Below are 20,914 nucleotides of genomic sequence, written 5' to 3'. Positions count from 1 at the left end.
CGAACATCACCCAAGGGAGAAGGATGATGGAAACTGCAAAAGCGTTGGAGGAGCACCGCTTCCTCGAGAGGCTGGTGGGCGTATGGGATGTCACGGCCGAAATGACCGCTGACCAGCAATGGACGGAGATCGTGCGCTCGCTGCACGGCATCTGGTTCGTTGCCGAAGGCAATGGCGAAATGCCGGGCGGCGGGGCTGCCACCACCATGCTCACCCTCGGCTACAATGCGGCCAAGGGCAAATATGTCGGCAGCTGGATCGGCTCGATGATGGACCACATGTGGGTCTACGAGGGTGATGTATCGCCGGACGGCAAGGTGCTCAGCCTCTATACCCGTGGCCCCGATTTCCAGAGCCAAGGCGCCGAGCAGGACTACCGCGAGCAGATGATCTTCGTCGATGACGATCACCGCACCTTCAACTCGGCGGCCAAGCAGCCGGACGGCAGCTGGAAGCAGTTTATGGAGGCGCATTACACGCGCAAGCCGTGATCCCGAACCAAACCCGATCCCATACCCACGAAAAGGAAAAAGATCATGGCTTCCGACACGCATGGAAAATTCATCTGGTGCGAACTGATGACGACGGATACCAAGGCTGCCGCCCGCTTCTACAGCTCTGTCGTCGGCTGGACGACGAAAGAGATGCCGATGGAGGACCTTCCTTCCCCCTATACCATCTTCGAGGCGGATGGCCGCGGCGTGGCCGGCATGATGACCTTTCCGGCCGAGCTCGAAGGGCAGGGCATTCCGCCGAACTGGACAGGCTATGTCTGTGTCGACGATGTCGACCAATCCGCGAAGGATTTTGAGGCGAACGGCGGCCAGATCCGCCGTCCCCCCGAAGACATCCCGACGATCGGCCGCTTTGCCGTCGTCGCCGACCCGCACGGGGCCGTCCTCTGCATCATGACGCCGCTGCCGATGGAGGGCGATAGCGGCTGGGAGCCGGAAATGGGTACGCCCGGCCATATCGGCTGGCACGAACTGATGGCCGGCAACATGGAGGAAGCCTTCGCCTTCTACTCGAAGGTCTTCGGCTGGACCAAGGACCACGATTTCGACATGGACGAGATGGGTGCTTATCGCATCTTCGCTGAACATGGAAAACAGATCGGCGGCATGATGACCAAACCCGCCAATGTGGCGATGTGCTATTGGGGCTATTACTTCAATGTGCCGGCGATCGACAGCGCCATCGAACGCGTCAATGCGGGCGGCGGCAAGGTAATCGTCGGTCCGATGGAAGTGCCCGGCGGCAGCTGGATCATCAATGCGACGGACCCGCAGGGCGCTTTCTTCTGCCTCGTCGCGCCGGGCCGCTGACCTCGCAGCCACGTCCCGGAAACGGCGAATCGGGATACGGAATTGATCGGCGGCGGCCCTTGGAGGCGGGCCGCCCCTTCCATTTGAGCGGCAAAATCCGTCCCGCTAATCTCTTAATTTTATTCAAATTTTATCCTTCCGGCCCGAAAAGCATTCCGCAAGGTTAACCCTTCCTGAACATTTTTGGGTGGATGCATAATCGGCTATATCTGCGTGGTTACCCACATCCCACAGAACGTTGCAGCAACCGCTCTTCGGCTCCGGCGATCAGCCCCTTGGTCGATCATCCCCACCAGCTGCCGACGCAAAGAACCCCTCGGGGCTCTCCACTTCCATCAGGCGCCGCTTCTCGATCAGCCAGAAGCGGTTGCCGACGGCGCGCACGAAGCTGCGGTCGTGGGAAACGAGCAGGCAGCTTGCCTGGTGCGCCATCAGCTCGCCTTCCAGCGCTTCCTGCCCGTCGATGTCGAGATGGTTGGTGGGTTCATCGAGCAGGTAGAAGTTCGGGTTGGAGAGCCGGAGCACCAGCATGCCGAGCCTTGCTTTCTGCCCGCCGGAAAGCTGGCCGATAGGGCGGCCCTGCATCTCGATCGACATGCCGGCGCCGGCCAGCAGTGCGCGCGCCCGCTGGTCACCGACGTCGAAGCGGCGGATGATCGTGTCCATCGGCGTGTCGGCATCGCGCAGATCGGCAAGCGTCTGGTCGCCGTAGCCGAGCACCAGCGAAGGCGTGGCCCTGATGCCGCTCTCGGCCGTCTCCGGGTTCGCGATCGCCTTGCGCAGCATGGCGATCAGCCGCGTCTTGCCGGCGCCGTTTTCGCCGAACAGCACGATCCGGTCTCCCTGGCAAATGAATTGCCTGCCGGTCTTGAAGAGCAGCGTGCCGTCCGGCGTCTCAACCGCCGCATCGTCCAGCGTCACCAGCACCTTGGCATGCGTGCCGCGATTGGCAAGCCGGATCGCACCCGCCGAACGCTCCAGATGCGCGGGTTTTGCCGCATCCTCGAGTTTCTCGGCGCGCTGCTCCAGCTGCTTGGTCTTGACGACCAGCAGGTCGCTGCCGGAATTGATGCCGATATTGTTGAGCTTCGCCGCGTGCTTGCGCAGTTGCTCCGCCGTCTTCATGTCGCGCTCGTAGCGGCGCGCATCTGCCGTATCGAGCTCGTCGATTGAAGTCCGCGCCCGGGAATAGGGCAGGGCGAAGATGTGGGATTGCTTCGGCCGCAGGAAGAGCGTGCGGTTGGTCACGGCGTCGAGGAAAGCGCGGTCATGGCTGGCCAGGATCACGGGCACGTCGCGGGGGAGCGCATTCAGCCATTCCTCCAGCCGCGCGATCTTGCCGAGATCAAGATGATTGGTCGGCTCGTCGAGCATTAAGAGGTCGGGTTCGGTCACCCAGATGCGGGCAAGCATCGCCAGCCGCTGCCATCCGCCGCTGAGCGCCGAGAGCGAACGCCGGCGCAACTCCTCCGGCACCTCCAGAGATCCCAGCACGACATCGACGCGCCAGCTCTCGGTTTCCGCCTGCTCCGGAGCGAGCGCATCGAGAACGGCGTCGTAGAATGTCCTGGCGAACAGGGCATGCGGCACATTCTGCTCGACATAGCCGACTGTCAGCCCGCGCGCCCGGGTGATGTCGCCTTCGGTCGGCTCCAGCGTACCGGCGATGCAGCGGAAAAGCGTCGATTTCCCGCGGCCGTTGGCGGCCACGATGCCGATGCGGTCGCCGGCATTGACCACGAGATTGAGCTTGGAAAACAGAGGGCTCGACAAGGTGATGCCGAGGTTGCGGATATTGAGGAGGGTCATGATCGTTCTCTGGTCTTGACCGCGCGATCATCCATCGTGGGCTCCTGGGCCATCATCGATGCGATGCGTCAGCGGCTTATCGGAATTCGCAGACGCTCAAGCGATAAAGCTCGGCGCCGCGGGCCACAAAGGGCAGACCAAAAGAGAGGTTTTGCGAGAAACGGCCTCTGGTCAGCCCTGCAAACGCGTTTGCAGGGCGTTGACGGGGCCGCGCTGCCGGTTGAACCGGAAATAGTAATAATGCACGCGACCCTCCTTTCTCTTTAGAGTGCACGCATGAAATATCATCACCTATGCAGGAATGCAACCATGGCGGTCGCATCAGGCCCTTCTTAAAAACCCTCTACGCAGCACGAGGCCCTTTGATCTTCGCGACCGAACTTGCGCAGGATGGGCTGGATATAAGAGACGACCATGGCGGGCAATGACGACGAATACGTCTATGACGAAGTCACGGGCGAATGGCGTCCGGCTTCGGAATTGGCTGCCGCCGCGCAGGCGGCCGTCGAGGTCCACGACGCTGCCGGAAATGCCCTCACGGACGGCGATTCCGTTACGCTCATCAAGGATCTGAAGGTCAAGGGTGCCAATCAGACCTGAAGCAGGGCACGGTCATAAAATCGATCCGGCTGACGGACAATCCGGAAGAGATCGACTGCCGCCACGACACCATCAAGGGCCTTGTCCTGCGCACGGAATTCGTCCGCAAGCGTTGAGGATCTCGGCGAGCCAGGCATGATATACCCAATGGCATCCCATCTGCCCGGCAGGGCAGAGGGAGGTAAGCTGCAGAACGGCCTCGCCCTTCAGGCTTCTGCCTCCGCGACCTACCGCTTCAAACTCCCCAGAATGCCGCGCACCAGCGCCCGGCCGACCTGCGTCGCAACCGTCCGCGCCACGCTTTTCATCGCCGCCTCGACGACCGTCTCTCGCTGATAGCCGGACGAACGCCCGCGCGATTGGCCGCGGTTCGGCTGCTCACCGTCGCTGCCGCCAAAGCCGGGCAGCGTCCAGCCAGAGGTCCTGCCGGCACCCGTCTGCTGCGCTTCGGCCTCTTCCTGCGCCCGCTTGGCGGCTTCTGCTTCGGCAGCCTTTTTCGCGCGCGCTGCGAGCATTTCGAAGGCGGAGTCGCGGTCGACGTCCTCGTCATAGATTCCAAGTACCGGGCTCCGGTCCATGACCTGACGGCGTTCCGCTTCCGTTACCGGGCCGACGCGGCCGGATGGCGGGCGGATCAGCGTGCGCTCGACGATCGATGGTGCGCCCTTGGTCTCCAGCGTCGAAACCAGCGCCTCGCCGGTGCCGAGATTGGTGATCACGGTGGCGCAATCGAAGGCCGGGTTGGGGCGGAAGGTATCGGCGGCTGTCCTGACCGCCTTCTGCTCGCGTGGCGAATAGGCGCGAAGCGCATGCTGCACGCGGTTGCCGAGCTGGGCGAGGACCGTTTCCGGCACGTCGAGCGGGTTTTGCGTGACGAAATAGACGCCGACGCCCTTAGAGCGGATCAGGCGCACGACCTGCTCGACGCGTTCGGTCAAGACACGCGGCGCGTCGTTGAAGAGCAGATGCGCCTCGTCGAAAAAGAAGACGAGCTTCGGCTTGTCCGGATCGCCGACTTCCGGCAACTCTTCGAAAAGCTCGGAAAGCAGCCAGAGCAGGAAGGTGGCGTAAAGCCTGGGGTTCATCATCAGCTTGTCGGCGGCAAGCACCGAAATCTGGCCATAGCCGTTATTGCTGGTGCGCATGATATCGGTGATCTTCAGCGCCGGTTCACCGAAGAAATGCTCGGCCCCCTGCTGTTCGAGAACGAGCAGCGCACGCTGGATCGAGCCGATGGACGCCTTGGAGATCAGGCCGAACTGACTGGAAAGCTCGCTCGCATTCTCGCCCATGTAGTTCAGCAGCGAGGAGAAATCCTTGAGGTCGAGCAGCGGCAGGCCCGCCTGGTCGGCGATCTTGAAGGCGATATTGATGACGCCCTCCTGTGGCTCGGAGGCATCCATGAGGCGGGCCAGAAGCAGCGGCCCCATTTCGGCGATCGTGGTGCGGACCCGGTGGCCCTGCTCGCCGAAGAGGTCCCAGAAGATCACCGGGAACTGGTCGAATTCGTAATCGGCAAAGCCGATCTGCTCGGCCCGCTTGGTGAGGAAATCCTTCGCTTCGCCCTTGGCGGCAATGCCGGAAAGGTCGCCCTTGATGTCGGCGGCAAAGACCGGGACGCCAGCCTTGGAAAAGCCTTCTGCCAGCACCTGCAGCGTGACGGTCTTGCCGGTGCCGGTCGCGCCCGTCACCAGGCCGTGGCGGTTGCCGAATTTCAGGTCGAGATATTCCGGCTTGTTGATGCTGTCGTCCGGATTGCGGCTGGCGCCGATGAAAATCTTGCCTTCCTCGAGCATGAAGCAGTTCTCCCTTCGGCCGATGCCGCCGCTTGCGTTTGAAATGCGGAGATCGCAATAAGCCGCATTCATTTTACTATCGTCCACCTGTTATAAGCAGGGACCGGGATGCCGACAACTGTTTGCATTGAAAGCAAATCCGGGGAAAATGCCGGCTCTCGGCGGCGCGGCTTGAGTTGCGGACGAAACTCGAATAACGTTGACGTCAACGTCAAATAACAGGAGGCTGACGATGAATGAAGTTGTGACCCAGATTGCCGATCGCGTGGGCATTGCGCCCGATCTGGCGGAGAAGGCGCTGGGCATGATGCTCGGCTTCCTGCAGCGTGAAGGGGATGATGCAGCAGTCGCCAAGATGATAGAAGCCATCCCCGGCGGCGCGGATCTCGTCGCCCAGTATAACGGCGAAGGTGCCGGTGGCGGCGGTCTGCTCGGCGGTTTGATGGGCGCGCTCGGCGGCGGCGGAATCATGGGCCTCGGCCAGCAGCTCATGAGCCAGGGCCTCGGCATGGGCGAAATCACCTCGCTCGCCAAGGAAACCATCGCCATTGCCAAGCAACATGCCGGCGAAGACGTCGTCGACGAGGTCGTCGCCTCGGTCCCGGGCTTGAGCCAGTTCGTTTGATCCGGCCTTCATGCCGAAACGGAAGGAGCCCCGCTTCCAGTTGACGCGGGGTTTTTATTTGTGCTTCGCATGCACGTCCAGAGGATGCCATTGCCGCCCGTCGCGTCCGATGAGGCCGTCGGCGCAGGCAGGCCCCATGCTACCGGGGGCGTAGGCTTCCGGCTCGCCGTCCTTCGCCCATAGGTCGAGGAAAGGCTGCACCGCCGCCCAGCCGGCTTCAATGCCGTCGGCCCGCTGGAACAGCGTCTGGTCGCCGATCAGGAGATCGTAGATGAGGGATTCGTAGCCGGTCATCTTAGCGATGTCGAACTGGTCGGCATATCGGAAGTCGAGCGAAACCGGCACGGTATCGACCGAAAGCCCTGGCGATTTGATGGATATCTCCAGGCTCATGCCTTCGTCCGGCTGCACTTGTATGACCAGCCTGTTCGGCGGCAGCCGGCGCGTGACGCCGGTCTCGCGGAACTGCGCGAACGGCACGGGCTGGAATTCGACGACGATTTCCGTGTCGCGCGCCGTCATCGCCTTGCCGGTCCGCAGATAGAAGGGCACGCCCGCCCAGCGCCAAGTATCGGCATAAAGCTTCAGCGCCACGAAGGTCTCGGTCCTGCTGTCGGGCGCCACTTGCGGCGTCTGGTGATAGGCAGGGATTTCCGCCCCGTTCAGCGTCCCGTCGGAATAGACGCCGCGAACGCCGTGTGTTGCCGCCTCCTCGGGCGTAAAGACGCGCAGCGCCTTCAGCACCTTGCTCTTCTCGTTGCGGATCGCTTCGGCGTCGAAGCTGTTCGGCGGCTCCATGGCGATCATGGCGAGCAGCTGGAACAGATGGTTCGGCACCATGTCACGAAGCGCGCCCGTCGCGTCGTAGAAGGCGCCGCGGCTGCCGACATCGACGGTTTCGGCGGCGGTGATCTGCACATGGTCGATATAGCGGCTGTTCCACAGCGATTCGATCATCGTGTTCGCAAAGCGCGCCGTCAGCAGGTTCTGAACGGTCTCCTTGCCGAGGAAATGGTCGAGCCGGTAGATCTGGCTTTCGTCGACCTTGCTCAGGATCTGCGCGTTCAGCGCACGGGCCGAAGCGAGGTCCGTTCCAAAGGGCTTTTCGATGGCGATGCGACGGAAGCCGTTTTCGCTCTCGGCGGCAAGTCCGTGGGCCGCGAGTTTCTCCACGATACCGCCGAAGAAGCGGGGCGGCACGGCGAGATAGAAGGCCGCATTGCCGCCCGGCGCCGAAGTGAGGCGTTTGGCGATCTCCAGATAGATATCGTCGCCGGTGAAATCGCCGGAAATATAGCTGATCCGCTGCCGCAACCTCGCCCAGGCCGGATCCTTGACGAGCGGTTCGCCGTCGCCGAGGCCGGCCAGGAAATCGTCTAGCCGTTTGAGCAGCATCTCGTCGCCGCCGGGCTCGATGCCGATGCCGAGAATGTCAAGATCGTCGCCGACCATGGCGCCGCGGGTGAGATTGATGATCGCCGGAACGAGAAGCCGCCGGGTAAGGTCGCCGGTCGCCCCGAAGATGACCAGAGTGGTGGGCGGCGTTGGCTTGGCGTCTGACATAGGGATCGCTCTCCGTGATTGTCAGCGCCGGAATATAAGGCCGCCGGGCGCTACCGCAAGCGTGGCCTGTTGTCACCACGTCTGCTTCTCCTCTGCTCACCAAGTCATTTGAGCGGCAACACTCCAAGCGCTTGATCTCAGGCAAGGCAGCGCAAACAAGAGGTTGCCCTCGGTGCTGTCACTTAATCCTTCCCTCATGCCTGCGCCTGTCACAGGAATCGAGCGCGCTCAAGTCTTTGGACGCAGGAGACTCCCTTCAAGGCAAATGAGTCCTTCACGGCGCGGACGCGCCGTGGCTGGATCTCTGTGACAAGCACAGAGATGAGCGAGAATGTGGTTGCTGCCTTGTCAAAGCATCGCCAGGGCACAGCGTGGCGACTGCGCGGGCACTCCATGAAACGTGTCGCGCTTAACCCTTCACCGCCACCATGAAAATCCGCGGGAAGCGGAGCAGCACCCGCCCGTCCGCCATCTTCGGATAGGCCTTTTCGACACGCGCAAGATAATCCGCAAGAAACGCCTCGCGATGCTCATCGCCGGCAGCCCTAAGGTAGGGCATCAGGCCCGTTGCCTTCACCCATTCGACGATGGCCGCGGCATCCGCCATCGGGTGGTTGTAGATCGTGTGCCAGATATCCAGGCGCGCGGATTTGCCGATCAGGCCGCTGTAATAGGCCGACGGCGGGGAAAGCGGATTGCGGCGCACGCTCTTCTTTTCGAAGGCTGTCTTCCATTGTCCGGCATGGGCGCTTTCCTCCATCAGCAGATGCGTCGGCTCGCCGAGATTGTCGGGCATCTGCACGGCGAGCACGCCGCCCCTGGTAAGCCCGTCCATCAGCCGGTCGAAGATGTCGAGGTGATTGGGCAGCCACTGGAATACGGCATTGGCGAAGAGCAGGTCGGCAGGCTCATCCGGCTGCCAGGTGGCAAGGTCAGCCTCGGTGAAGGTGGTGCCTGGAAGCCGCTTTCGCGCCGCCTCCAGCATGTTGAGGTCGCTGTCGAGGCCGGACACGCCCTCCTTGCCGTAGCGGTCGATGATGAGTTCGGTCGAATTTCCCGGCCCGCAACCGAGATCGATCGCCTTGCTGACCCTATCCAGCGGCACCTGCGCCAGGAGATCGCGCGCCGGGCGCGTCCGCTCATCCTCGAACTTCACATACTGGCTGGCAGACCAGGCCATAGGCACCTCCTGTTTTCCCGTGTTGCGATACGGCGACGATTCAAAGCGCGTCATGCTAGCAGCAATCCTCGGCCGCTTGTATGCGGCGTGTTGCAGCTGTCTTCGATTGCCTGCACGAGTGGGTTGCATTATTGATGTCGTTTCTGAGCTTGGGGAATTCATGAGAGCCGGTTTCGTCTTTGCCGCAGTCTTCCTATCGGTCGCCGCAATGTCCGCAAGGGCCGAGACGCCGGCCGCTCCGCCGATTTTCCTTGTGGAAGACATGGGCAATGCGCGCGACCAGTATGTATCCAGCCATCTGGAGCCCTTTGCCGTCTACAGCGGTGCCGACCGTGCCCTCGATGAAGACGATATCGCCAGGTTCCGGCAGGTCGATGCCGCACGCCAAAGGGCCGTCGCCGCCATGCCGTTCTTCACCGGCGATCTCGATGCCGACGGGCGCATGACGCTCGACGAGTACAAGCTCGCCAACCTTTATGAAAGCCGCGACGAGGCGGAACTCGGCATGAAAGCGCGCTTTGCGAATTTCGATCGCAACGGCGACGGTATCGTGACGCTCGACGAAGCGCTGAAATCACCGCCGCTGCCTCGCATGCCGCTCGCTTACGGACTGAGCGATACGGAGCGCGTCGCCGCCCTGCTGGCACTCGACCCCAACAAGGACGGCAAACTGACGGAGGATGAGTTCAAGGCGCTCCTCCTCTCCGCCTTCTCCTTCTACGACAAGAACGGCGACGGCGCGCTTTCGAAAGCCGAAAAGGCGGAGCGCGCCGCAACCGTCAGGCAATTTCGCGAAGAGCAGGAGAAGCGGGAGAAGCCGTAGAGGGAGACGGCTTCTTGCGGCCCGTCAGGCCGTCGCGGCCTGTTTGACAATCGCCGCTATATCCGGGACGACCGTCGCGAAACGGTCGGCGATCTCCGCCAGCGCCGTACGGTGTACGATCTCGGCCGGGATCATGCCGCCGAGCGGATCCGGCAGATCGCGGCTCATGGCGGCGGATGCGATGACGGTCGCCTTGATGCCGAGATCGAGTGCCGCACGCGCCGTGGCGCTGACGCACATATGCGTCATGAAGCCAACGAGGATCACATCGGAGCGCCCTGTCTGCTCGGCAATTGATGCCAGAGCTGCGGCAAGCGTGGTTCCGGCAAAAGCATTGGGAAGCGTCTTCGGGATGACGGCTTCACCGTCAGCCGGCGTCAACGCGGAAATGATCTTCGCGCCATGCGAGCCGATCGCGAAGAGGCCGCTGCCGGGCGGCGCGTGGTGAACGATATGAATAACCGGAATGCCATCGCGCCGGGCCGCATCGAGCAACTTGCGAATTTCGCCCACGGGTGCCGCGATGCCATGAAGCGGCAGTGCGCCGTCCACATATTCATTCTGGGCGTCGATGACGACAACGACCGACTTCGACCAGTCGGCGGTTTTCGGCATGACGCCCGCATGTTGCAGAAGGGTGAGGGGAACCATTGGCATATCTCCTTGGATGGATCGATGCCAAGGACGCTAACCGCTTTCGTACTGAGCGAATATTCGCTATCTAGTCACAATGACTGAGCAAAAGCGCACAGATATCGATTGGGAGGACCTGCGTTTTTTCGCGGCACTGGCAAGGCACGGCAGCCTTTCGGCGACGGCGCGTGCGCTGAAGGTCAACCATGCGACCGTCGCCCGCCGCGTTGGCGCGCTGGAAAGTGCTCTCGGCTTCGCGCTCTTCGAGCGGCGCGCCGACGGCTACCAGCTCAGCCGCCACGGAACCGCGATCCTGTCCGAGGCGGGTGCCATGGAGAGTGCCGCTGCGGCGATCCGCGACCGGTTGGCTTCTTCGAAGGGCCCGAGCGGTCGCGTGCGGCTGACGACGACCCGTTCGATCGCCGATCTCGTCATCGCGCCGCGGCTCGGCGGCGTCCTGCGCGGGCTTGGGAACGTCGAGCTCGAAATCGTCACCGATATCCGCGTGCAGAGCCTTGCCCAGCGCGAGGCCGATATCGCCCTTCGACTGGGGCACCCGAAGGACAGTGATCTCACCGGAAAACGCGTGGCGACGATTGGATACGCTTTCTATGCATCGAAAGCGGCCGCCGAGACTGTTGCGAAAAGCGGGCCAGCCCGCCTCATCGGATTTGACCTGGATAGTGACGGCGTGGCCGAAGCGCGCTGGCTGGAAACGAAATTCGGCCCGGATGCCTTCGTCTTCCGCTCGAGCAGCAATGTCGTGCAGGCAAATGCCGCAGCCGCCGGGGTCGGCATCGCCATGCTTCCGCGCTTCGTGGCGAAACAGAATCCAGCTCTGGTCGAGATCGATTGCGGCGAGGCAATGCCCGATCGCGAACTCTGGATGCTTGCCCCGGCCAATCTGGTCGATATCCCGCGCGTCCGCGCGGTATGGGATGGCTTGGCTGAGATATTCGCTGTGTCGAAGGACAGGCTCTGAGCCGATCTTATTGCGCATGGCATCGACGATATCGCTGGCGGACGCCTCGAACTCTCCAGGCCCACGGTTGGTCATCCACCAGATCTTTCTATCAGAAGGAAACGTGACTGCTGACAAGCCGACCATTCCGAAGATCATGGATCACAGGGCGGGAGGATCGGTGACAGGCGGTTCACGTGTGGGATCGAGCAGCAAAGGATTGGCGGGACAGATCGAGCCGCATATGTAGGCCGGAATGCCCGCGATCAGGCTCGACATCGGCCGATGGACGTGGCCGCTGCAGATGGCGATGGGGCGCCTTATGCCGCTCGATAGCAAGTCGCTCAAGGCATCTGCACCCCTGCACATGACATCATCCAAAGGCGAATTCCGGTGAGGAAAACATGGTGATGCGTGAAGAGCAAGGGTATGCGCGACGGACCGCTCGCCAGCGTCTGCCGCAACCACGCAAGATGGTCTGTGACGTCACCATGGGCATGTCCGTCGACGCATGTGTCGAGGCCGACGATCAAAGCGTCTCCACGGGGTTCGGCAAAATGCATTTTCTCGTCATCGCCCCAATGGCTGGCCTCGGGGATGGCCTCGCGCATGATGGTGCGGTCGTCCACGTTGCCGGGGAGGATCAAGGTGCGGCACGCGAGGCTTTGCAATGCGGCAATGATCTGCCGGTAGCCCTCCCGCCAGCCGCCGTTGACAAGATCCCCGGACACCACGACGATAGCCGGCTGCATCGTGGCGAGCCAGGAAATTGCCCTCATAAGCCGGACAAGGCCGTCATTGCCGGGGCTGGCGTGGATATCGCTTATCTGGGCGATGAGCATGGCACCGACTCATTCAAAACCGCGTAATCACGCTGATCCCGGTTCCTTCCGCCCTGTCCATCGCCATTAGCGCCGGCACAGCCTCTTCCAGGCTGATTGTCCGGCCGATCAGTTTCTGCGGCGCGATCTTGCCGGCGGCGAGCATGGAGAGCATTGCGTCGTAGCGCCAGGCCTGCATGCCGTGGCTGCCGTAGATTTCCAGCTCATGGCCGATCACCTGCGCCATCGGGACTTGCGGCGTGGCATGTTCGCCGAGCATCAGGCCGATCTGCACATGGCGGCCGCGGCGGCGCAAGTTCTTGATCGAGTTGAAGCAGGTCACGGGATGGCCGAGCGCGTCGATCGAGACATGCGCGCCGCCCTTGGTGATCTCGCGCACGGCTTCCGCGACATCGGCAACCGCCGCCGCATTAATCGTCGCCACCGCCCCGCATTCGCGCGCAAAGGCAAGCTTCTCCTCCGAAATGTCGATCGCGATCGGATTGGCGCCGAGCGCGCTGGCGATCATGATCGCCGAGAGGCCGACGCCGCCTGCGCCATGGATGGCGATCCACTCGCCGGGGCCGGTGCGTGCCTGGTCGGCAACGGCGCGGAAGGAGGTGGCGAAGCGGCAGCCGAGGCTCGCCGCCGTCGCATCGTCGACGCTGTCGGGCAGATGCACGAGATTGGTGTCGGCATAGTCGATCGCGACATATTCGGCGAACGAGCCCCAATGCGTGAAGCCGGGCTGGAACTGGTTCGGGCAGACCTGCTGATTGCCGGAGTGGCATTCGCTGCAATGGCCGCAGCCGGAAACGAACGGCACGGTCACCCGGTCGCCCGCCTTGAAGCGCACCACGCCCTTGCCTCTGGCGACGATCTTGCCTGCAAGCTCGTGTCCCGGCACATGCGGCAGGTGGATATCCGGATCATGCCCCATCCAACCGTGCCAGTCGCTGCGGCAAAGGCCGGTCGCGCCGATGGCGATGACGACGCCGTCCTCGGTCGGCGTCGGGTCGGGCACCGTGCGGATGTCTGGGGTCTGCTCGAAGGCTTCGTAATACATGGCTTTCATCGGACGGCCTCCAGCTCTTTTGTTTGAGATTCCGCCGCCATGATGCCACGCGGGAGCCGGTCGTTCCAACACTCCGTTCGATCATTTTCGCTGATGGACCCATCGCTTTCATGCGGGCGAACGCGCATGATTGTTGCGGTGGTGTGGGCGGTTGTGGCATTTTTCTTGCGTCCCTCTTGAGCGGCCGAATTTTCCGCTTGACCCTGCCTGCATGGAAGGATTTTGCTTCTTGGGCTTTGGAAGGAGAAGATCATGCCCGTCGATACATCGCCTCGCACAACCACCTGGACCCATGTCGAGGGCGAGTGGCTTCCCGGCAACCCGCCGCTGATCGGCCCGACCTCGCATGCCATGTGGCTCGCGTCCATGGTCTTCGACGGTGCCCGCTGGTTTGATGGCATCGCGCCGGACCTCGACCTGCACTGCCAGCGTGTCAACCGCTCGGCCGTCAATATGGGGCTGAAGCCCATCAAGACGGCCGAGGAGATCGAGTCGCTCGCCTGGGAAGGCATCAAGAAGTTCGACGGCAAGACGCCGATCTATATCAAGCCGATGTATTGGGGCGAGCACGGTTCGCCGGGCAGCGTCGTCTCCGTCGATGCGGAATCGACCCGCTTTGCGCTCTGCCTTTTCGAGGCGCCGATGGGCGGCCATAGCGGTTCGTCGCTGACCGTTTCGCCCTTCCGCCGCCCGTCGCCGGAAACGGCGACGACGGATGCCAAGGCGGGCGGGCTCTACCCGAACAGCGGCCGCGCTATCGCCGAGGCGCGAAACCGCGGCTTCGACAATGCCCTGATGCGCGACCTGAACGGCAACGTCGCCGAAACAGCATCCTCCAACATCTTCATGGTGAAGGACGGCGTCGTCTTCACGCCGGTTGCCAACCGCACTTTCCTCGCCGGCATCACGCGCGCCCGCGTCATGGGGTTGCTGGGCCAGGCAGGGTTCGACGTGCGCGAGGTGACGCTCTCGGTCGAAGACTTCATGAATGCCGATGAGATATTCACCAGCGGCAACTATTCCAAGATCGTCGGCGTCAACCGCCTCGACGGCCGCGATTTCGAAGACGGCCCGGTCACTCGCAAGGCGCTCGATCTCTACATGGATTGGGCCAACGGGCGCAGCCATAGCCACAGCGGCGAGTAGCGATCCGCGCGCAGGGGAGTGCGAGCCGGTTGCAGCCTCACGAAAAAGGTACGCGCGGATCCTGCACCAAGTAGAACTCGGTAACCGGCGTGACGTCGGTGATAAAAAAGCCAAACGCCGGTCGGTCGAGGGGATCAACGTGGCCGCTGGCGAAACGTAGCCGGTCGAATTTCTCGAAGTGGTTCTCGAAACGGGCAAACCGGTTGGACGAAATGAGGTCCGGATTGGGGTTGGTCTGATCAAATGACAGACCGTCATAAAAGTCGCTCGGTTTGCCGAGAATCTCTTGAAGTTCGAACTCGAACTCGATCCAGGCCAATCCGCTCTTGTTCACAGTGACAACGCGCAGGTGGAAGGCGCCCTCGGGAAACCCGTGATTTTGAATTGGCTTTGCGGCCCTAATCACCAGAGTGACGGGGCTGGCCGAGTTAAGTTCCTCGCTGATTTCGATCGGATCGGCTTTCGTACCTGAGCCTGTAACTGACAGGATGCGGAAGCCGCCAAGCTCATCGGAGAAGGAATAATCCCCAGCATACCAACGTCCGTCGTCAGCCGGTCCGGCACTGATGAGTGACAGTGTCAGCAACGCAGCCAGGATTCGCAAGCGACGCGTCATCGTGAGTTCCTCTGGGAGCGCAGTCTATCCGTGCAGCGACCAGGTGACCGAAGTACCGGCGAGAGTTTTCCTCAGATGCTCGTTCGCCTCCACGCCCGCAGCATCCGCCGCATATTCCGGTTTCAGCCGGTCGAGGAAATACATCGTCATCTTACCCTTGTTTTTCACGTCAAGGGCACCTCGCGGGGTGCAGTCGAAATATGATCTTACGTGTTGGTAGGTGCTTTCGGAGATGTTCACCTGGTCTGCTTCGTCCGTGCTCTCCATGCGAGCCGCGATATTCACTGCGTCGCCCCAAACGTCGTAGGTGAACTTCTTCCGGCCAACGACGCCGGACATCACACTGCCGGTATGCAGGCCGACGCGGAGGTGCCAGGGCCGCTGCCCGATCGCGGCCCAGCGCTGGTTCGACGCCACGACAAAGCGTCGAATCTCGAGAGCGGCAAGGCAGCTGCGGATCGCATGGTCCTTGCGGCCCTGCATCAGACCGCCGGCGCACATGTAGGAGTCACCGATGGTCTTGAGCTTCTCCAGCCCATGTCGCGCGACGATGTTATCGAACTCGGAGAAGTACATGTCGAGGTCATCGACCAACTCCCGAGGGGAGAGTTCAACGGCTGATTTGGTAAAGTCGACGAAGTCCGTGAAGAGGATCGTCGTGGAAGGGTGGTGGCGGGGCTCGACCGAGCCCTTCTCTGCCAATTCCGCGGCTACCTTGAGTGGGAGGATGTTGAGGAGCAGGCTGTCCGCGCGCTGCTTCTCAGCGGCCAGTTCCTGCTGCGAGCGCAGCACCTCGGCCATCCTCAGGCGCAGTTCGAGCTGGGCGATGGTCTGGCGCGCGAGGCGACGGATGCCTTCGGCAGCCTCGAAGGCGAGCTCGCGCGGGGCGAGGTCCAAGATGCAGAGCGTGCCCAGCGCATGGCCGCCTGAATCGATCAGCGGCATGCCTGCATAAAAGCGGAAGAAGGGTTCAGTCGCGATGAACGGCAGTGCCTTGAAGCGATCGTCGGCGTGGGTGTCGGGAACAACCAGCATGTCGCTACGGCAGAGCGCATGGGCGCAGCAGACGCCGCTGCGGGGCACTTCTTCGATGCCAGGAGGAACGCCGTGACGGGATTTGAGCCATATCTTGGTGTCGCCGACGATGTTGACCATCGCGATCGGGGCACTGGCAATCAGGGCGGCGAGATCGGTGAGATCGTCGAATCCGGCTTCCGGATCGGTGCCGTAAACATCATAAGCCCGTACCGCGGCCAAGCGTTCAGCCTCGTTGTCAGGTAGAGGGAAGTCCATGCCGGCGCCCTCCGTTGTGCGAAGCCAAAATGGCCCGCCCGTTCAGATCGGGCGGTTGCGGCTCCGCTTTTGTCGATCATCGGTCCGGTGTTGTTCTCGGGCCTTGCGTGGACAAGCAGCTCACGCCGCCCGTCCGACACCTACTGCCACCCAAAAACTTACTCTCGCTACCTCACTTAATCAATGACGCCGACCGCTATCCAAGAGAAGCTGCTTGCCTTCGATCGCGATCAAGTTAGGTCGGGCGCAACCCTGCGCGTCTCGCCGCTTCCTGCAAGCGCGGCGAGCTCGAGACCCACATTCGTTCCAAGTGTCCGCTTCGCGCGTAGGCGGACAGTGCGCCAGCGCCACCGATGGGCCGAGTCCGGCCGCCAGACTGCCTTTCGCCTTCTCCGACCGTCATTTCAGGAACATTAGCCCACTGTCCTCGTTTGGCGTCTATCACCCCAAAATGAGGGACGTAATCATGTCCGACAACCCGTTCGACACCAGCCGCGGCAATGGCGGCGAGACGCATCAGCATATTCCGGAAAAAGGCCCGCACGAGGGCCTCGACCATCTGACCACCAATCAGGGCATCCGCATTTCCGACAATCAGAACAGCCTGCGCTCGGGTGCACGCGGCCCGACGCTTCTCGAGGATTTCGTGCTGCGCGAGAAGATCTTTCATTTCGATCACGAGCGCATTCCGGAGCGGATCGTGCACGCCCGTGGTTCGGCCGCGCACGGCTACTTCGAATTGGCGGAAAGCCTTTCCGGCATCACCAAGGCCGATCTCTTCCAGCGCAAGGGCGAGAAGACGCCGGTCTTTGTGCGCTTCTCGACGGTCGCCGGCGGCGCCGGTTCGGTCGACACCCCGCGCGACGTGCGCGGCTTTGCGGTCAAGTTCTATACGAAGGAAGGCAATTGGGATCTGGTTGGCAACAACATCCCGGTCTTCTTCATTCAGGATGCCATAAAGTTTCCCGATCTCGTCCATGCGGTGAAGATGGAGGCTGACCGCGCCTATCCGCAGGCCGCCAGCGCCCATGACACTTTTTGGGACTGGGCGTCCCTGATGCCCGAAAGCACTCACATGCTGATGTGGGCGATGTCCGACCGCGCCATCCCGCGCTCTTTCCGGATGATGCAGGGCTTCGGCGTGCACACGTTCCGCTTCGTGAACGCTGAGGGCAAATCGACCTTCGTGAAGTTTCACTGGAAGCCTAAGCTCGGCCTCCAATCGACCGTCTGGGACGAGGCGCTGAAGCTGCAGGCGGCCGACAACGATTTCCATCGCCGTGATCTTCACGAAGCGATCGAAGCCGGAAACTTCCCGGAATGGGAACTCGGACTGCAGCTTTTCGACGAGAACTTTGCCAGCAAGCAGCCTTACGACGTGCTCGATGCCACCAAAATCATTCCGGAAGAAGTGCTGCCGCTGAAAATCGTCGGCCGCCTGGTGCTGGACCGCAACCCGGACAATTTCTTTGCCGAAACCGAGCAGGTCGCCTACTGCCCCGCCAATATCGTGCCCGGCATCGATTTCACCAATGACCCGCTACTGCAGGGACGCCTCTTCAGCTATCTCGATACGCAGAAATCGCGCCTCGGCACCGCTAACTTCCACCAGCTGCCGATCAACGCGCCGAAATGCCCGGTCATGAACTTCCAGCGTGACGGCCAGATGCAGATGAACGTGCCGACGGGTCGAGCCAATTACGAGCCGAACAGCCTTGGCGCGCATGGTGAGGGAGGCGGGCCGCGCGAATGTCCCGTCACCGGCTTCCCGACATTCAGCGCCGCGTCCGGAAAAGAGGAGCAGGGCGACAAGCTGCGCATCCGCGCCGAGCTCTTTGCCGACCACTACAGCCAGGCGCGGCTGTTCTGGAAGTCGCAGACGCATTCGGAACAGGCCCATATCGCCTCTTCCTTCGTCTTCGAGCTTTCCAAGGTCGGTCTGAAGCAGGTGCCACCACGCATGGTCGGCAACCTGCTGAACGTCGATCCGGAGCTTGCCAAACGTGTCGCCGAGGGCCTCGGTATCGATCTGCCGCAGAAGAACCCGGCCGCCCGCGAGCCGATCGACATGGCCCCGTCGCCGGCGCTTTCGATCCAGAAAAACATGAAGCAGACGATCGAGGGCCGCAAGATCGGCATCCTGATCGCCGATGGCAGCGACGCTCACGCCCTGCAATCCCTGGTGAACTCGATCGAGGACGCGAATGCCACGGCTTTCGTCGTTGCCCCGAAGGTCGGGAAGGCGAGGCTGTCGGACGGCAGCACGATCAAGGCCGATGGCCAGCTCGCCGGTTCCCCGTCGCAGATATTCGATGCGGTCGCGGTTCTTCTGTCGGGGGAGGGCACCGGGATACTGCTGAAGGAAGGTGCCGCCGTGCAATGGGTGATGAATGCCTTCGTGCATCTGAAGGCGATCGGCCACACGCCGGAAGCCTTGCCCCTGCTTCAAAGGGCCGGCGTCGAACCCGACGAAGGCGTCGTCGCGTTGGACGGCGCTTTCTTCGAGGCCGCCGCCAAGCGCTACTGGTACCGCGAGCCGAATGTGCGCATGCTGGCATAGATGTGTCGCGCCGCGGAGCGCTTTCTGCCGTGGGCAAGTCACGGAATGTCACGTCAAATCACCTTCTCCCCGGGGAGAAGGTGCCTAAAGGGCGGATGAGCGGCGGCTCCTCGAGCCTTACAGTAGGCGACGCACAAGCAGCCAATAGAGCTAGCTCGTTTCCTCCCTCGGCCGCACCATCCACGCATAGGCAGCACCCGCCAACAGCAGCACGCAGGTGCCGAGAAAGACCGCCCGCATGCCGATATGTCCGCCCACGAAGCCACCGAGCACCGGGCCTGCGACCTGGCCGACATATTGCGTCGAGATGGAGTAGCCGAGTATGCTGCCTGCTGCACTGTCCGGCACGCTGTGGCGGATGACGGCGGTGATGCAGGGCAACAGCCCGCCGAGCGCAATTCCCATCAGGAAGCGCAGCGCAATCAGCTGCCACGAATTGGTGACGAAGGCCTGCGGGATCAGGAGCAGCGCCGCAACAGCAAGCGCACCCGCAATCACCGGCCAATGCCCGATCCTATCGGCGAGCTTGCCGAGGCGCGACGCCGAAAGGATGCTGCCGAGTGCTGTTGCCGACATGACGATGCCGGCGGTCATTGTTACGCGTCCCTGGTCTTCGACCAGTTGCGCCACGTAGACGGTTATGATCGGTTCGATCGACATGTTGGCGAGCATCAGAAGCAGGCCGGTCGCCAGCATCGCGACCACCGGGCGCTTGTCCGGTATCGCGCGCCAGCCTCCGCTTGCCTTCGCCGCTTGTCTGCGGGCAGGGGACTTCTCCTCCTTGATCAGGAAGGTGGTCGCCAGAAAGGCGAGGAAGATGACGCCGCCCGCTGCCAGGAACGTGCCGCGGATGCCGATGATGGGCGGCAGCGCTCCGCCGATCAGCGGTCCGACGAGATTGCCCCCCATGATGCCCGACGACAGTACGCCGAGTGCCCAGGCCGAGCGGTCCTTCGGCGTCTGCGTCGCGACCAGCACCATGGAGCCCGAGGCATAGCCGCCTGCAAGTCCGACGAAGAGCCGGAGCGCCACCAGCTGCCAGACGTTCTCCGCCATGCCCATCAGCGAGATTGCGATCGTCATGCCGAGGCTGGCGCGCACCAGCATCAGCTTTCGCCCGTAGATATCGCCGAGCCGGCCCCAGAGCGGCGCGACGAGCGCGGCGGCAAAGAAGGTCGCGCCATAGGCGATGCCCGACCACTGCACGATCGCGGCATGCTCGCTGATGCCGAGTTCCGCGACATAGAGCGGCAGGAAGGGAAGCAGCAGCGTCATTGCCACGATGGTGGTGAAGGAGCCGGTCAGCGAAATCGCGAGGTTTCGTTTCCAGTAGGCTGACCCGGCCGCCGCATCTGCCGCGTCCATCTGCGTCTCTGTCATGTCGGGATCTCTATGGGTACCGGTTTGGAGGAAGCGGAAACCTACGCCCCGCCGGCTCCGGTGCCAAGGACGGATCGGGCTTCAACCGTCCGGCAATTTGCATTCCGCCCCGTTTCTTGTTATAAACTGATTGCAGTTTGCAATCGGACTTCAAAAGGAGGTGGTATGAAAGAGTGCGCGCCCGCTGAGAGAACGGATCACTGAGATGCAGGTGATGATCGAGGGACAGTCACACTTCCAGCCTTTCGGCTTATCCTATTGGGGTTTCGAAGATCTCAATAAGGGAGTTGGAAGCATGACTGCCTCTTATGAATACCATATCGGCGTCGACTACCACAAATCCTACAGCCACCTGGTGGTGCAGGACAGCAGCGGCAAGACGCTACGATCCGGCCGGGTGAAGAACGACCGCCAGTCTCTGGGTGGGTTTCTGGAACGCTACCGGGAGAATTCGCATGCGGTTGTCGAGGCGACCCGCAACTGGATGGTGATCTACGATTGGCTCGACGACATTTGTGATGATGTCGTTCTCGCCCATCCCTGGAAGGTCAAGGCNATTGCCGACGCCAAGATCAAGACCGACAAGATCGATGCGACGGTGCTGGCGCATCTGCTCAGAGCCGACCTGGTGCCGGAGGCCTGGGCGCCTGGAGAGCGAGCCCGCGAGCTGCGCGTCGCCCTGCGTGAGCGGATGTTTTACGTGCGGCT

At 62.3% G+C, this 20,914-nt stretch carries 19 protein-coding genes and 1 pseudogene; 9 read left to right on the top strand and 11 right to left on the bottom strand.

Translation table 11 applies throughout. From position 1 onward, the window contains the following. The first annotated feature begins 26 nt into the window (after window positions 1-26). Complete coding sequence (locus A3C3_RS0119855) at window positions 27-491, top strand: DUF1579 domain-containing protein (RefSeq protein ID WP_022716332.1); 465 nt, start codon at window positions 27-29, stop codon at window positions 489-491. A gap of 45 nt (window positions 492-536) precedes the next feature. Continuing rightward, window positions 537-1,325, top strand: a complete 789-nt coding sequence (locus A3C3_RS0119850) for a VOC family protein (RefSeq protein ID WP_022716331.1) — start codon at window positions 537-539, stop codon at window positions 1,323-1,325. A gap of 267 nt (window positions 1,326-1,592) precedes the next feature. Here A3C3_RS0119850 and A3C3_RS0119845 read toward each other — a convergent pair whose 3' ends face one another. Then, complete coding sequence (locus A3C3_RS0119845) at window positions 1,593-3,134, bottom strand: ABC-F family ATP-binding cassette domain-containing protein (protein ID WP_022716330.1); 1,542 nt, start codon at window positions 3,132-3,134, stop codon at window positions 1,593-1,595. A gap of 414 nt (window positions 3,135-3,548) precedes the next feature. On the opposite strand from A3C3_RS0119845, the pseudogene A3C3_RS41660 reads away from it, so the two are divergent. Beyond that, window positions 3,549-3,850 (top strand): annotated as a pseudogene (locus A3C3_RS41660) (alkylphosphonate utilization protein). Window positions 3,851-3,961: 111 nt separating this feature from the next. Here A3C3_RS41660 and A3C3_RS0119835 read toward each other — a convergent pair. After that, the gene (locus A3C3_RS0119835) at window positions 3,962-5,530 is read right to left on the bottom strand and encodes a helicase HerA-like C-terminal domain-containing protein (RefSeq protein WP_028739815.1); all 1,569 of its coding nucleotides are present in this window, start codon (window positions 5,528-5,530) and stop codon (window positions 3,962-3,964) included. 232 nt (window positions 5,531-5,762) lie between these two features. On the opposite strand from A3C3_RS0119835, the gene A3C3_RS0119830 reads away from it, so the two are divergent. After that, on the top strand, window positions 5,763-6,155 hold the full coding sequence (locus A3C3_RS0119830) for a hypothetical protein (RefSeq protein ID WP_022716328.1): 393 nt from the start codon (window positions 5,763-5,765) through the stop codon (window positions 6,153-6,155). Between the two features lie 54 nt (window positions 6,156-6,209). On the opposite strand, the gene zwf is transcribed toward A3C3_RS0119830, so the two are convergent. Together zwf and tam are read right to left on the bottom strand one after the other, a co-directional pair. Next, the gene (gene zwf, locus A3C3_RS0119825; protein ID WP_022716327.1) at window positions 6,210-7,718 is read right to left on the bottom strand and encodes a glucose-6-phosphate dehydrogenase; all 1,509 of its coding nucleotides are present in this window, start codon (window positions 7,716-7,718) and stop codon (window positions 6,210-6,212) included. A 409-nt stretch (window positions 7,719-8,127) separates the two neighbouring features. After that, the gene (gene tam, locus A3C3_RS0119820; protein ID WP_022716326.1) at window positions 8,128-8,898 is read right to left on the bottom strand and encodes a trans-aconitate 2-methyltransferase; all 771 of its coding nucleotides are present in this window, start codon (window positions 8,896-8,898) and stop codon (window positions 8,128-8,130) included. Between the two features lie 160 nt (window positions 8,899-9,058). On the opposite strand from tam, the gene A3C3_RS0119815 reads away from it, so the two are divergent. Then, window positions 9,059-9,721 carry an EF-hand domain-containing protein gene (locus A3C3_RS0119815; protein WP_022716325.1) on the top strand — a complete coding sequence of 221 codons (663 nt, stop codon included), beginning with the start codon at window positions 9,059-9,061 and terminating at the stop codon, window positions 9,719-9,721. Between the two features lie 24 nt (window positions 9,722-9,745). Here A3C3_RS0119815 and A3C3_RS0119810 read toward each other — a convergent pair whose 3' ends face one another. After that, window positions 9,746-10,372 (bottom strand): isochorismatase family protein, encoded by a 627-nt coding sequence (locus A3C3_RS0119810; protein ID WP_022716324.1) that lies wholly within the window; start codon window positions 10,370-10,372, stop codon window positions 9,746-9,748. A 79-nt stretch (window positions 10,373-10,451) separates the two neighbouring features. Between A3C3_RS0119810 and A3C3_RS0119805 the strand changes: the two genes are divergently transcribed. Further along, a complete protein-coding gene (locus tag A3C3_RS0119805; RefSeq protein ID WP_022716323.1) occupies window positions 10,452-11,336 on the top strand; it encodes a LysR family transcriptional regulator in 885 nt (294 codons plus the stop codon). A 141-nt stretch (window positions 11,337-11,477) separates the two neighbouring features. Here A3C3_RS0119805 and A3C3_RS46165 read toward each other — a convergent pair whose 3' ends face one another. Genes A3C3_RS46165 through A3C3_RS0119795 form a run of 3 tightly spaced genes read right to left on the bottom strand, consistent with a single transcriptional unit; the run spans window position 11,478 to window position 13,211 of the window. Further along, window positions 11,478-11,684 (bottom strand): metallophosphoesterase family protein, encoded by a 207-nt coding sequence (locus A3C3_RS46165; protein ID WP_198019865.1) that lies wholly within the window; start codon window positions 11,682-11,684, stop codon window positions 11,478-11,480. Further along, window positions 11,660-12,157 (bottom strand): metallophosphoesterase, encoded by a 498-nt coding sequence (locus A3C3_RS48620; protein ID WP_198019864.1) that lies wholly within the window; start codon window positions 12,155-12,157, stop codon window positions 11,660-11,662. The genes A3C3_RS46165 and A3C3_RS48620 overlap by 25 nt, the downstream gene beginning before the upstream one ends. A gap of 13 nt (window positions 12,158-12,170) precedes the next feature. Continuing rightward, window positions 12,171-13,211, bottom strand: a complete 1,041-nt coding sequence (locus A3C3_RS0119795; protein WP_022716322.1) for a zinc-dependent alcohol dehydrogenase family protein — start codon at window positions 13,209-13,211, stop codon at window positions 12,171-12,173. Window positions 13,212-13,463: 252 nt separating this feature from the next. Between A3C3_RS0119795 and A3C3_RS0119785 the strand changes: the two genes are divergently transcribed. Then, the gene (locus tag A3C3_RS0119785; protein ID WP_022716320.1) at window positions 13,464-14,357 is read left to right on the top strand and encodes a branched-chain amino acid aminotransferase; all 894 of its coding nucleotides are present in this window, start codon (window positions 13,464-13,466) and stop codon (window positions 14,355-14,357) included. Window positions 14,358-14,394: 37 nt separating this feature from the next. Here the strand turns inward: A3C3_RS0119785 and A3C3_RS0119780 are convergent, their stop codons facing one another. After that, window positions 14,395-14,973, bottom strand: a complete 579-nt coding sequence (locus A3C3_RS0119780; RefSeq protein ID WP_022716319.1) for a hypothetical protein — start codon at window positions 14,971-14,973, stop codon at window positions 14,395-14,397. A gap of 24 nt (window positions 14,974-14,997) precedes the next feature. Then, window positions 14,998-16,266, bottom strand: coding sequence for an adenylate/guanylate cyclase domain-containing protein (locus A3C3_RS38780; protein ID WP_022716318.1), 1,269 nt, complete (start codon window positions 16,264-16,266; stop codon window positions 14,998-15,000). 466 nt (window positions 16,267-16,732) lie between these two features. On the opposite strand from A3C3_RS38780, the gene A3C3_RS0119770 reads away from it, so the two are divergent. Then, on the top strand, window positions 16,733-18,826 hold the full coding sequence (locus tag A3C3_RS0119770; protein WP_022716317.1) for a catalase: 2,094 nt from the start codon (window positions 16,733-16,735) through the stop codon (window positions 18,824-18,826). Between the two features lie 150 nt (window positions 18,827-18,976). Here A3C3_RS0119770 and A3C3_RS0119765 read toward each other — a convergent pair whose 3' ends face one another. Then, entirely contained in the window at window positions 18,977-20,206 is a 1,230-nt protein-coding gene (locus tag A3C3_RS0119765; protein ID WP_022716316.1) for an MFS transporter, read from the bottom strand. Window positions 20,207-20,501: 295 nt separating this feature from the next. Here A3C3_RS0119765 and A3C3_RS0119760 point away from each other — a divergent pair. Next, window positions 20,502-20,914: IS110 family transposase (locus A3C3_RS0119760; protein ID WP_033419736.1), on the top strand; the 413-nt coding region annotated here is incomplete at its 3' end.

It is taken from the genome of Rhizobium mongolense USDA 1844, assembly GCF_000419765.1.
Taxonomy (GTDB): Bacteria; Pseudomonadota; Alphaproteobacteria; order Rhizobiales; family Rhizobiaceae; genus Rhizobium; species Rhizobium mongolense.
The sequence above is the reverse complement of the archived record's forward strand: the minus strand, read 5'-3'. Positions and strand labels throughout refer to the sequence as shown.